We start from the raw sequence: 12,768 nt of genomic DNA on the forward strand, positions 1-12,768 counted from the left end.
AGCAAATCCTTAAGTTGTTGGGTTAGCCAGCTCGGTGACCAGCGGCAGTAAGATCTTCATGCTATCGCGCGTGCGTTGCGTAATCCGGCCCGGTAGCCAGCGATCCAGATAATTGAGGTTATCGCGGTCGGTTTGATGGCGTACGTTGCCCTCCGGGAAGTGGCTACTGTGCGCCCGCTGCTGCTGTCCGTCTTTATTACCCAGCGCCCAGTTGGCGGCAGTGACATCCAGCAGCGGCATGCCGGCTTTATCAAAGGGATTCACGCCCGGATAGTCGCGTGCCGTCAGCGTGTGGCTGGCGGCGGAAATACCGTAGCGATGTGCAAGCTGCACGGCGCGTGCGCTGGTCTGCTTGCGTACCGCAGAGGGCGTATTGGCACCACTGTTAAAATAGAGGTGATCGCCGACGATCAGGCTGTTGAGATCAATCACCAGCAGCGTGTTCTTTTTCTCCTGCGCGCTCATGCGCGACAGGTAGTCATCCATCCCGTGCAGCCCGGCTTCACCAGCGCTAAGCGCGACAAAGCGCACGCCGTAGTGCAGTGGCGTTTTACTCAGCTGTTGCGCCAGTTCCAGCATCACACCCAGACCGGACGCATTGTCGTCCACACCTTGTAAACGCAGGCCGCCCAGATTGCTATCCGCTTCATGGCGGCTGAGTGGCGTCCAGGTGTCGAGATGCGTGACGATCAGGATTTCTTGTGGTACCGCACCGCTGCGCGCGGCGATCACCGACGTGGCGGAGACTTTACGTGCGCGGGTTTCGCCCTTGCGCTCTAACCAGTTGTAGCTGGTATTGAACTGGCGGGTATTACTCTTGTAGCCAAGCTCGGTGAATTGCTGCTGCAAATAGTCGGCCGTCATCAGCTCAGCAGGGCTGCCGCTCATACGGCCAGGGAAGTAGGTGGCGATGTGGCGTAGCTGCTGTTCGGCAAAATGCCCTGGCGCGTAGCTTGCAGCATGGGCAAAGAGAGGCAAACCGCCCGCGATCAGTGCAGCCAGCACGGTGCGGCGGAGAGTGGCAAACATAGTAATTGTCCTTTTATGTCATCCTGTGATGCTAAAAAAATTCCGGGTTAGTATGAAACTGTGACCGCGATTGCACAATTTGAATTGCTCCGAAACACCAGCAATATCATTTGTTAAGCACAAATTGTTATCAGCAATCCTGGGGCGTTATTCCATTCGGTAACTACTAATGCCAATTCGTAATTTCATCTGCCAGAAGGTGGGAAAGTATAGTCGCGTTAACTTATTGTAAAACTAACAAGGTTAACGTGGATTATCTGCCTCTCTTTGCCGATCTCAAAAACCGTCCGGTGCTGGTTGTTGGCGGTGGTGAAATCGCGGCGCGTAAAATCGAACTGCTGCGACGTGCCGGCGCGCGCGTGCGGGTAGCAGCGCGCGAACTCGGCCATGAGTTGCAGGCGCTGCTGGAAATCGACGCCATTGAGTGGATTGCACATCACTTCGATCCAGCTCAGCTGGATGGCGTATTTTTAGTTATCGCTGCCACTGATGATAACGCGCTCAATGCGCAAATCTTTGACGCCGCCAATGCCCGCCACAAGCTGGTCAACGTCGTCGACGATCAGCCCAAGTGCAGTTTTATCTTCCCTTCAATTGTCGATCGCTCCCCGTTAGTGGTGGCGATCTCCTCTAGCGGTACCGCGCCGGTGTTGGCTCGTTTACTGCGTGAAAAAATTGAGTCGTTGTTACCTGCCAATCTCGGTCAGATGGCTGAAGTGGCGGGGCAGTGGCGTGACAAGGTTAAACAGCGCTATCACAGCATGTCGGAACGTCGTCGTTATTGGGAGCGGGCATTTAACGGTTTGTTCGCCAGCCAGATGTCAGCCGGTAACGTCAATGAAGCCCGCCGCACGCTGGATCGCGAGTTAGAGAACAGCAGCGACAATCAGGGTGAAATCACGCTGGTGGGTGCGGGTCCAGGTGATAGCGGTTTACTGACGTTACGTGGCCTGCAGGTGATGCAACTGGCGGATGTGGTGCTGTATGACCATCTGGTGAGCGACGAAGTGTTAGAACTGGTGCGCCGTGATGCCGACCGCATCTGCGTCGGTAAACGCGCTGGAGCACACTCCGTATCTCAGGAAGAGACCAATGCGATGCTGGTCGAGCTGGCGCAGCAGGGTAAACGCGTGGTGCGTCTGAAAGGTGGCGATCCCTTTATCTTTGGTCGCGGCGGCGAAGAGTTGCAGGCGGCGAAGGCAGCGGGCATTCCTTTCCAGGTGGTGCCGGGCATTACCGCAGCGGCGGGTGCCACCGCCTATGCCGGGATTCCGCTAACCCATCGCGATCACGCGCAGAGCGTGCTGTTTGTCACCGGCCACTTACGCAGTGATAGCGAAGGCATCGACTGGCCAACTCTGGCGCGTGCGCGTCAGACCTTAGCGATTTATATGGGCACGTTGAAAGCGGCAGAAATCGCGGCGGGCCTTATCGAACACGGACGCGCGGCTTCCACGCCAGTGGCAGTAATTGGCTGTGGCACGCGACAGGATCAGCAAGTGCTGACCGGAACATTAGATCAACTAGAGGCGCTGGCAGTGGCCGCGCCCACGCCAGCACTCATCGTGATTGGCGAAGTGGTGAATTTACACGGGCAATTAGCCTGGTTCCAACATTCGGCACAGCAGGGGGCTCGCGAGTCCGCCGTTGTCAATTTGGCTTGAGGAAAAATTATGGACCAAAATCGTCTTACTCATCTGCGCCAACTGGAGGCAGAGAGTATCCATATCATCCGCGAGGTGGCGGCCGAGTTCAGCAACCCGGTGATGATGTACTCCATCGGTAAAGACTCCTCGGTGATGCTGCATCTGGCGCGTAAGGCCTTCTATCCTGGCACGCTGCCATTTCCGCTGCTGCACGTTGATACCGGCTGGAAATTCCGTGAAATGTACGAGTTTCGCGATCGCACTGTGAAAAACATGGGCGCGGAACTGCTGGTTCACCGTAACCCGGAAGGCGTGGCGATGGGCATCAACCCGTTCGTCCACGGTAGCGCCAAGCACACCGACATCATGAAAACCGAGGGCCTGAAGCAGGCGCTGAATAAGTACGGTTTTGATGCTGCCTTTGGTGGTGCACGTCGTGACGAAGAGAAGTCACGTGCCAAAGAGCGTATCTACTCGTTCCGCGACCGTTTCCATCGTTGGGATCCGAAAAATCAGCGTCCAGAGCTGTGGCATAACTACAACGGCCAGATCAACAAAGGTGAAAGCATTCGCGTGTTCCCGCTCTCCAACTGGACCGAGCTGGATATCTGGCAGTACATCTTCCTGGAAAACATCGAAATCGTGCCGTTGTACCTTGCTGCGCCGCGTCCGGTGTTGGAGCGCGATGGCATGCTGATGATGATTGATGACGATCGCATTGATCTGCAGCCTGGCGAAGTGATCAAACAGCGTATGGTGCGTTTCCGTACCCTCGGCTGCTGGCCGCTGACCGGTGCTGTCGAATCCGAAGCGCAAACGCTGCCGGAGATTATTGAAGAGATGCTGGTCTCCACCACCAGTGAACGCCAGGGACGCGTGATTGACCGCGACCAGGCCGGTTCGATGGAAATGAAGAAACGTCAGGGTTATTTCTAAGGAGACGCAGATGAATACCGTAATTGCACAACAGATTGCCGATCAGGGCGGAGTCGAAGCCTGGCTGACCGCGCAACAACACAAAAGCCTGCTGCGTTTCCTGACCTGCGGTAGCGTCGACGACGGCAAAAGTACGCTGATTGGTCGCCTGCTGCACGATACCCGTCAGATTTATGAAGATCAGCTCTCTTCGCTGCACAACGACAGCAAGCGTCACGGCACCCAGGGCGAGAAACTCGATCTGGCGCTGCTGGTGGATGGCCTGCAGGCTGAGCGTGAGCAGGGCATCACCATCGACGTGGCATATCGCTACTTCTCCACCGAGAAACGCAAATTCATCATCGCGGATACGCCGGGACATGAGCAGTACACCCGTAACATGGCGACCGGCGCATCCACTTGTGATCTGGCGATTCTGCTGATCGATGCGCGCAAAGGCGTGCTGGATCAGACTCGTCGTCACAGCTTTATCTCGACGCTGCTGGGTATTAAGCATTTGGTCGTCGCCATCAACAAGATGGATTTGGTGGATTACAAGCAAGAGACTTTTGAACAGATCAAACAGTCTTACCTCGATTTTGCCGGTCAGTTGCCGGAAGATCTCGATATTCGCTTTGTGCCGATGTCTGCGCTGGAAGGCGATAACGTGGCGACGCCAAGTGTGACCATGCCATGGTACAGCGGCCCGACGCTGCTTGACGTGCTGGAAACCGTGGAACTGAACCGCGTGGTGGATCATCAGCCGATGCGCTTCCCGGTGCAGTATGTGAACCGTCCAAACCTCGATTTCCGTGGTTATGCCGGTACGCTGGCATCAGGCACGGTGCAGGTGGGACAGCGCGTGAAAGTGCTGCCATCCGGCGTTGAGTCAACGATTTCGCGCATTGTGACCTTTGATGGTGATTTGCAGGAAGCGGCAGCGGGTGAAGCCATTACGCTGGTGCTGAAAGATGAGATCGACATTAGCCGTGGCGATCTGCTGGTCGATGCCGCTGCTGAGTTGCAAGCGGTGCAATCTGCCACGGTTGATGTGGTATGGATGGCAGAACAGCCGTTGCAGCCGGGTCAAAGCTACGAAGTGAAGATTGCCGGTAAGAAAGCGCGGGGTCGTATCGAGAAGATCATCCATCAGGTTGAGATCAACACGCTGGAAAAACGTGCGGTGGAAAGCCTGCCGCTGAACGGTATCGGCCTGGTCGAAATCACGTTTGATGAGCCGATGGTACTGGATGCGTATCGCCAGAACCCGGTCACGGGCGGCATGATCTTTATCGATCGTCTGAGCAATGTCACGGTCGGTGCGGGGATGATCAATCAACCGCTGACTGATGTGCGCGGGCAAGCCGGTCAATACAGTGAATTTGAGCTGGAGTTGAATGCACTGGTGCGTCGTCATTTCCCACACTGGAATGCGCGCGACCTGCTGGGTGGCAAGTAATGGCCCAACACGACGAAAACGTGGTGTGGCATGACCATCCGGTGACCCGAGAAGAGCGGGAACAGCAGCACGGCCATCAGGGCGTGGTGCTGTGGTTTACCGGGTTATCAGGCTCGGGAAAATCCACCGTGGCCGGTGCGCTGGAGCAGGCGCTGCATCGCGCTGGCGTCAGCACCTATCTGCTGGATGGCGATAACGTGCGTCACGGCCTGTGCCGTGACCTCGGCTTTAGTGATGACGATCGTAAAGAGAACATCCGGCGCGTAGGAGAAGTGGCGAAACTGATGGTGGATGCCGGTTTAGTGGTATTAACCGCCTTTATTTCGCCGCATCGCGCGGAGCGTCAGATGGTGCGTGATTTGCTTGGTACCGGGCAGTTTGTCGAGGTGTTTGTCGATACGCCGCTGGCCGTGTGTGAAGCGCGTGACCCCAAAGGTTTGTATAAAAAAGCGCGTGCCGGTGAGCTGCGCAATTTTACCGGTATCGACAGTGTTTATGAGGCGCCAGACGCGCCGGAAATCCATCTTGATGGCGAACAATTGGTTACAAAACTGAGTGCCCAATTGTTAGACCTCCTGCGTCACCGCGATATCATCAGATCCTGAACCGACAGCGGCAAATCTCATCAGGTTTGCCGCGTTTAAGCGTCAACAGGATCTCTATGCAGAACGTTACCCCCATGCTGGCACGTAAAGATGAACGCACCCCGGATGAGTCCCGCTCATCATTGCCGGGCGGCGTGATTGGCTTTCTCTCGTACTGGTGCGCGCTGGCGATTCCGTTCATGCTCTACGGCTCCAATACGCTGTTCTTCTTTCTCTACACCTGGCCTTTCTTCCTCGCGCTGTTACCGGTTTCGGTGCTGATTGGCATCGTGCTGAGCTTAATGATTCGTGGGCGCTTGTTCTGGAGTGGGGTGATCACCGCGATTGTTGTTGTCTTCCTGTTCTGGCTGCTGTTCTCATTTCTCTCGGGTTGGTAGTCCGATCCTGATGTGCAAACGCATCGGCAGGTTACAAAACTTTACCTGCCGTCCCGCTTTTAGCCTTGCCGTTTTTTGTACAGACAATCGTCTGCTGCTGGCATTTTCACTGTCACTGTGGAGTCCTGTGCGAAGTTATGGGATGATTGGGCCGTTTTTCAGGGGGCGGGGATGGGAAAACTGACGTTACTGTTGCTCGTGCTGCTGGGATGGCTCCAATATTCCTTGTGGCTGGGTAAGAACGGTATTCATGACTATACGCGCGTCAATGAAGACGTCGCGTCGCAACAGGCGAATAACGCCAAACTCAAAGCACGTAACGATCAGTTGTTTGCCGAAATTGATGACCTCAATGGCGGTTCAGAAGCAATTGAGGAACGTGCACGTAATGAACTGGGTATGATTAAGCCCGGTGAGACTTTCTATCGTCTGGTGCCAGACCAGAATAAACGTAACGCGCAACAAGCTGCGCAAAATCAACAACGATAAACCATGAACAACCTCTCTTCCCTTGCGGATGTGATTGCCGTGGTGCCTGCCGCAGGCGTGGGCAGCCGTATGCAGGCTGCCTGCCCAAAACAGTATCTGACCATTGGTCAATTAACTCTTCTTGAACACAGCGTTGCGCGCTTGCTGGCTCATCCAGCCGTTAAACAAGTGATCGTGCCCATCAGTCCTGATGATGGCTGGTTTGATTCGCTGCCACTGGCGCAGGATTCACGCGTACTGCGCGTGACAGGTGGCGACACGCGAGCGGAGTCGGTGCTGGCAGGTTTGCAGGCAATTAAACATAGCGAATGGGTACTGGTGCACGATGCCGCGCGGCCATGCTTACACCCGGATGACCTGGCACGCCTGCTGGCGGTTCGTGAGCACAGTAAAGTCGGGGCGATTCTGGCGGCACCGGTGCGTGACACCATGAAGCGTGCTGAACCCGGTAAAGCGGCGATTGCGCATACCGTTGAACGCGAAGATCTCTGGCACGCACTCACGCCACAATTTTTCCCGCATCAGCTGCTGACGGCGTGTTTAACGCGAGCACTTCACGAAGGCGCTACCATTACCGATGAAGCGTCGGCGCTGGAATATTGCGGCTATCATCCAGAGCTCGTTAGCGGACGCAGCGACAACATTAAGGTGACGCGGCCAGAAGACCTGGCGCTGGCGGCCTTCTATCTAACCCAGATTCAGTTAAAGGAGAGCGCATGATGCGTATCGGTCACGGTTTTGACGTTCACGCTTTTGGCGGCGAAGGTCCGTTAGTGATTGGCGGGGTGCGTATTCCCTTCGAACACGGTTTTATTGCCCATTCAGATGGCGATGTGGCCCTGCATGCATTAACGGATGCGCTGCTCGGCGCGGTGGCGATGGGCGATATCGGTAAGCTATTCCCGGACACCGATCCCGCCTTCAAAGGGGCGGACAGCCGTGGCTTGCTGCGTGAAGCCTGGCGTCGCATCCAGCAGAAAGGTTATCGCATTGGTAACGTCGACGTGACCATCATCGCGCAAGCGCCGAAAATGCTGCCGCATGTGCCGCAGATGCGCGTCAACATCGCCGAAGATCTGGGCTGCCATATGGATGATGTCAACGTCAAAGCGACCACGACCGAGAAGCTCGGCTTTACCGGCCGTGGCGAAGGCATTGCCTGTGAAGCCGTGGCGCTGCTGGTGAAGGCCGATTAAGTATGAGTGAACTGCTTTACCTGCACGGCGTTCCGAGCGCCACCGGCGTGATCAAGGCCAATCCCGAAGATTTCGTGGTGATTGAAGACCTCGGCTATCCCTATGATGGCGAAGGCGAGCAGGTGCTAGTGCGCATCCGCAAGATCGGTTGCAATACGCGCTTTGTCGCTGAAGCAATCGCGAAATTCCTCGGCGTGCATCAACGTGATATGAGCTATGCCGGGATGAAAGACCGCCATGCGGTGACCGAGCAGACGCTGTGTTTCCGCGTGCCGGGTAACGCGATGCCGAATTTGGGCGGTTTCCAGCTGGAAGGCGTGGAAATTTTGCAGGTGATCCGCCATAAGCGCAAATTGCGCACTGGCGCGCTAGCAGGTAATGCGTTCCGCTTGGTTGTGCGTCAGATTTCGGATCGCGCTGAAGTGGAAGCGCGCTTGCAGCTTATCCAGCAAAGCGGCGTGCCTAACTACTTTGGTGAACAACGCTTTGGCCGCGGCGGTAATAACCTGACGCAGGCAAAATTGTGGGCAGAAGATAAGTTCCGCCCGCGCGATCGCAGCATGAAAGGTATTTTGCTGTCCGCTGCGCGCAGCCAGCTGTTTAATCAGGTCACCAGTGCGCGGTTGCAGCGTGATGGCGTGTTGGATCAGGTGCAGGCGGGCGATGCGCTGCAGCTGGCCGGACGCGGCAGCTGGTTTGTGGCGCAGGCGGAAGAGTTGGCGGAATTGCAGCAGCGTGTGAATCATCATGAATTGCGCATCACCGCGCCGCTGGCCGGTCGAGGTGAGCTGGGCCCCCAGGGGGACGCGCTGGCCTTTGAGCAGGCTAATCTCGCACCTGCTGCGGATTTGCTGGCGCTGCTGGAGCGTGAACGCGTTGACGCGGCACGCCGCGCTATGCTGGTGGTGCCGAAAGATCTGCGCTGGAACTGGTGGGATGACGTGACGCTCGAGATGCAGTTTTGGCTGCCAGCCGGGAGTTTTGCCACCAGCGTGGTGCGCGAACTGCTGAGTAACGGTGCCGCTGCGCCTATCAGCGAGGAATAACCCCACTTTACCCGGCCTTAACGCCGGGTAAATCTTTGCTCCGGCTGCGTAATGTTGCGGCAAACGCCGGAAGTTCCGTGATTTACGCCTACCACTTCCCGCGCCTCACCGCTAGAATGCAAACATCTTCGTCTCGCCAGATCTTCTTTATTCGGCACCCTAACAGCGGATGCCAGGCGAGTTGAGGGCCAGTTGAATGAACAAAGGTCAGGAACAGATGCGGATATTGCTCAGCAACGACGATGGAATTCATGCCCCCGGCATTCAGACGCTGGCTCGCGCACTGCGTGAGTTTGCGGAGGTGCAGGTTGTCGCGCCCGATCGCAATCGAAGTGGCGCATCAAATTCCCTGACGTTAGAAACCCCGCTACGTACCTTTACCCATGAGAATGGTGACATCGCTGTACAGATGGGTACGCCGACGGATTGCGTGTTTCTCGGGGTTAACAAACTGATGCAGCCACGTCCGGATATTGTGGTTTCAGGGATCAACGCCGGCCCCAATCTGGGTGATGACGTGATTTACTCTGGCACCGTGGCCGCCGCAATGGAAGGGCGCCATCTCGGACTGCCCGCGCTGGCGGTTTCACTCAATGGCCATCTACACTATGCCACCGCAGCGGCGGTGACCTGCACACTGCTGCGTGCGCTGTCCCGTGCACCGCTGCGCACCGGGCGTATCCTGAATATCAACGTGCCTGATCTACCGCTATCGGAAATTAAAGGTTTTCGTGTGACACGCTGTGGCAGCCGTCATCCTGCCGATCAGGTGATTTGCACGGAAGATCCGCGCGGCCATACGCTGTACTGGATTGGTCCACCGGGGGATAAACTGGATGCGGGCCCCGATACCGACTTCGCGGCGGTGGATGCAGGTTATGTGTCGCTAACGGCACTGCATGTCGATCTCACTGCACATGCGGCACAAGAAGTATTACGCGACTGGTTAATCGAGGCTGAGGTAAATCTGGCATGGTGAACCGCCGCATCGAAACGCTGTTAGAGCAGCTGCGTGCCCAGGGAATTCACGATGAGCACCTGCTTAAAGCCATCGCCGATGTCCCGCGTGAACGCTTTATCGATGAGGCGTTTGAACATAAAGCCTGGGAAAACGTTGCGCTGCCGATTGGCAGTGGGCAGACGATTTCACAGCCCTACATGGTGGCGCGGATGACCGCGTTACTTGAACTGAACCCGGAATCTCGCGTGCTGGAAATCGGCACCGGTTCGGGCTATCAGACCGCTATTCTGGCCCATCTTGTTAATCACGTTTATTCCGTGGAACGCATCAAAGGGTTGCAGTGGCAGGCCAAGCGCCGCCTGAAACAACTCGACCTGCATAATATTTCGACGCGCCATGGCGACGGCTGGCAAGGCTGGGCAGCGCGTGGCCCGTTTGATGCCATCATTGTCACCGCTGCACCCCCTGAAATTCCGACTGCGCTGATAGCGCAATTAGGTGAGGGTGGCAAAATGGTGCTGCCAGTAGGCGAAGATCAGCAGGTCTTAAAGCGTTTACATCGCCAGGGTGATGAATTGATTGAAGAAATCATCGAACCCGTCCGCTTTGTGCCGTTAGTTCAGGGCGATCTGGCCTGAGCCATTGCTACGTAAATCTTCACAACTGTTACATGGCATGGCGCAGTTGATATTGTTACTATCCTTGTTAATCAATGTGAAAGACCGTATTTCGCCTGTTGCGCAGTGAATAATGCGGTCACATCCACGACACAGTTACATCCAGGTTTGCCATAACGGGGGATCAATGAGCACGGGAAGCACAGTATTTCAATTACGCCGTTTGGCGGCACTTTCACTGGTAGGTTTTTGGCTGGCGGGCTGTAGCTCAGGCGACAACACGCAGGCTCCGATTAGCCAGATTGGCGGCGGCGGGGACAGCGGTATGATGTCCTCAGGCGGCGGCATGACGTCTGCACCCAGCAGCGGTGGCATGCTCTCATCGCAGAACAGTACCGTACCCGCCATGCCACACGGCGGAATGTTAAGCGGCGGTACACCATCGGCTGCACCCTCCGGTGGAATGGTTAGTGGCAATAATAATGTTGTCACGCAAAATGGTCGTATCGTGTACAACCGTAATTATGGGAATATTCCTAAAGGCAGTTACGGTGGTGAGACCTATACCGTCAAACGTGGCGATACCCTGTTCTATATTGCCTGGATTACCGGCAATGACTTCCGCGATCTGGCGCAACGCAACAACGTCGCGGCCCCGTATGGCCTGGAAGCCGGGCAAGTCCTGCAGGTTGGCAACGGTAATGGCCAGACCATCACCGGTGGCAATGCGATAACCGCAGCGGACGCCACGCAGGGCGGGGTGCCGGTTGCATCCAACCAGACGCAAATTAAATCTGCCCCTGTTGCACAGCAACCTGTTATTACGTATTCTGATGATTCGGGTTCGACAGGCGGTAAAATGCTGCCGTCGAAAGGAGCAAATAATGTGGCAACGACCACAGCTCCGGTTACCGCACCGCCTACAGTCAGCAGCACGACTAACAGCACAACCCCAGTGGGAAGCTGGCGTTGGCCGACTGATGGGAAGATCATCGATAACTTCTCCGCTGCGGAAGGCGGAAACAAAGGGATCGATATCGCCGGTTCGCGTGGACAACCTGTTGTCGCCACTGCTTCAGGAAGGGTGGTATACGCAGGCAACGCGCTCCGTGGGTACGGTAATTTAATCATCATCAAACACAATGATGATTATCTGAGTGCTTACGCCCATAACGATTCCATGCTGGTCCGGGAACAACAGGAAGTTAAGGCGGGGCAAAAAATCGCTACCATGGGTAGTACCGGAACCAGTTCGGTTAGATTACATTTTGAAATTCGTTACAAGGGGAAATCCGTAAACCCGTTGCGTTATTTACCGCAGCGATAATCCGGCAGAACCTTAGGTGTTCTGCCCTTGGATCACGGGTAGGAGCCGCTTATGAACCAGAATACGCTGAAAGTTAATGAGTTACATGAAGATGCGGAATTCGAGGAGAACGGAGCTGAGGTTTTTGATGAGAAGGCTCTCGTTGAGAACGAACCTGGTGATAACGAAGTAGCTGAAGAAGAGCTGTTGTCACAGGGTGCGACGCAACGCGTTTTGGATGCGACGCAGCTTTACCTTGGTGAGATCGGTTACTCTCCACTACTGACGGCGGAAGAAGAAGTGTTCTTCGCTCGTCGTGCACTACGTGGTGACATTCCTTCTCGCCGCCGCATGATTGAAAGTAATTTACGCCTGGTGGTGAAAATTGCCCGTCGTTATAGCAATCGTGGTCTCGCACTGCTGGATCTGATTGAAGAGGGTAATCTCGGCCTGATTCGTGCCGTGGAGAAGTTTGACCCAGAACGTGGGTTCCGTTTCTCAACATACGCCACCTGGTGGATTCGTCAGACTATTGAACGGGCGATCATGAATCAAACCCGTACTATTCGTCTGCCGATCCACATCGTTAAAGAGTTGAATGTTTATCTGCGTACCGCGCGCGAACTTTCGCACAAGCTTGATCATGAGCCGAGTGCTGAAGAGATTGCCGAGCAGTTAGACAAGCCGGTTGATGATGTAAGCCGTATGCTGCGTCTCAACGAGCGTATTACCTCGGTTGACACACCGCTGGGTGGAGATTCCGAAAAAGCGCTGCTGGATATCCTGGCCGATGAAAAAGACAACGGCCCGGAAGACACCACGCAGGACGATGATATGAAACAAAGCATCGTTAAGTGGTTGTTTGAATTGAATGCCAAGCAGCGTGAAGTGCTAGCGCGTCGTTTCGGCCTGTTAGGCTATGAAGCGGCAACGCTGGAAGATGTGGGCCGTGAGATCGGGTTGACCCGTGAGCGCGTCCGTCAGATTCAGGTTGAAGGTCTGCGTCGTCTGCGTGAAATCCTGCAGACTCAGGGCCTCAACATTGAAGCACTGTTTCGCGAATAAGCTGTAACCGGCAATAAAAAACGGTGACCCAGGGGTCACCGTTTTTTTGTGCGTTAT

At 55.5% G+C, this 12,768-nt stretch carries 14 protein-coding genes; 13 read left to right on the plus strand and 1 reads right to left on the minus strand.

Annotation, left to right across the window (positions count from 1 at the left end; translation table 11 throughout):
* Positions 1–9: 9 nt before the first annotated feature.
* On the minus strand, positions 10–1,029 hold the full coding sequence (locus VI01_RS20145; protein WP_045816429.1) for an aminopeptidase: 1,020 nt from the start codon (positions 1,027–1,029) through the stop codon (positions 10–12).
* A gap of 248 nt (positions 1,030–1,277) precedes the next feature.
* On the opposite strand from VI01_RS20145, the gene cysG reads away from it, so the two are divergent.
* From cysG to rpoS, 13 genes are all read left to right on the plus strand, one after another.
* Entirely contained in the window at positions 1,278–2,693 is a 1,416-nt protein-coding gene (gene cysG / locus VI01_RS20150; protein ID WP_045816430.1) for a siroheme synthase CysG, read from the plus strand.
* 9 nt (positions 2,694–2,702) lie between these two features.
* Positions 2,703–3,611: a sulfate adenylyltransferase subunit CysD gene (gene cysD / locus VI01_RS20155; RefSeq protein WP_034823008.1), complete on the plus strand. Its 909-nt coding sequence runs from the start codon at positions 2,703–2,705 to the stop codon at positions 3,609–3,611.
* A 10-nt stretch (positions 3,612–3,621) separates the two neighbouring features.
* Positions 3,622–5,049, plus strand: a complete 1,428-nt coding sequence (cysN, locus tag VI01_RS20160) for a sulfate adenylyltransferase subunit CysN (protein WP_045816431.1) — start codon at positions 3,622–3,624, stop codon at positions 5,047–5,049.
* Positions 5,049–5,654: an adenylyl-sulfate kinase gene (gene cysC / locus VI01_RS20165; protein ID WP_045816432.1), complete on the plus strand. Its 606-nt coding sequence runs from the start codon at positions 5,049–5,051 to the stop codon at positions 5,652–5,654. Before cysN ends, cysC begins: the two co-directional genes overlap by 1 nt.
* Positions 5,655–5,710: 56 nt before the next feature.
* Positions 5,711–6,031 (plus strand): DUF3561 family protein, encoded by a 321-nt coding sequence (locus VI01_RS20170; protein WP_045816433.1) that lies wholly within the window; start codon positions 5,711–5,713, stop codon positions 6,029–6,031.
* Between the two features lie 171 nt (positions 6,032–6,202).
* Positions 6,203–6,520 (plus strand): cell division protein FtsB, encoded by a 318-nt coding sequence (gene ftsB, locus VI01_RS20175; protein WP_007893240.1) that lies wholly within the window; start codon positions 6,203–6,205, stop codon positions 6,518–6,520.
* A 3-nt stretch (positions 6,521–6,523) separates the two neighbouring features.
* A complete protein-coding gene (gene ispD / locus VI01_RS20180; RefSeq protein ID WP_045816434.1) occupies positions 6,524–7,240 on the plus strand; it encodes a 2-C-methyl-D-erythritol 4-phosphate cytidylyltransferase in 717 nt (238 codons plus the stop codon).
* Complete coding sequence (ispF, locus tag VI01_RS20185) at positions 7,240–7,716, plus strand: 2-C-methyl-D-erythritol 2,4-cyclodiphosphate synthase (protein WP_045816453.1); 477 nt, start codon at positions 7,240–7,242, stop codon at positions 7,714–7,716. The genes ispD and ispF overlap by 1 nt, the downstream gene beginning before the upstream one ends.
* A gap of 2 nt (positions 7,717–7,718) precedes the next feature.
* Complete coding sequence (truD, locus tag VI01_RS20190) at positions 7,719–8,762, plus strand: tRNA pseudouridine(13) synthase TruD (RefSeq protein WP_045816435.1); 1,044 nt, start codon at positions 7,719–7,721, stop codon at positions 8,760–8,762.
* Positions 8,763–8,979: 217 nt separating this feature from the next.
* Positions 8,980–9,741: a 5'/3'-nucleotidase SurE gene (gene surE, locus VI01_RS20195; RefSeq protein WP_045816454.1), complete on the plus strand. Its 762-nt coding sequence runs from the start codon at positions 8,980–8,982 to the stop codon at positions 9,739–9,741.
* On the plus strand, positions 9,735–10,361 hold the full coding sequence (locus tag VI01_RS20200) for a protein-L-isoaspartate(D-aspartate) O-methyltransferase (protein WP_038645170.1): 627 nt from the start codon (positions 9,735–9,737) through the stop codon (positions 10,359–10,361). Before surE ends, VI01_RS20200 begins: the two co-directional genes overlap by 7 nt.
* 166 nt (positions 10,362–10,527) lie before the next feature.
* The gene (nlpD, locus tag VI01_RS20205; protein WP_038645172.1) at positions 10,528–11,667 is read left to right on the plus strand and encodes a murein hydrolase activator NlpD; all 1,140 of its coding nucleotides are present in this window, start codon (positions 10,528–10,530) and stop codon (positions 11,665–11,667) included.
* Positions 11,668–11,718: 51 nt separating this feature from the next.
* Positions 11,719–12,711 (plus strand): RNA polymerase sigma factor RpoS, encoded by a 993-nt coding sequence (gene rpoS / locus VI01_RS20210; protein WP_034822992.1) that lies wholly within the window; start codon positions 11,719–11,721, stop codon positions 12,709–12,711.
* Positions 12,712–12,768 lie beyond the last annotated feature (57 nt).

Source organism: Pantoea sp. SM3, from assembly GCF_000963995.1.
In the GTDB taxonomy this organism is placed as follows: domain Bacteria; phylum Pseudomonadota; class Gammaproteobacteria; order Enterobacterales; family Enterobacteriaceae; genus Pantoea; species Pantoea rwandensis_B.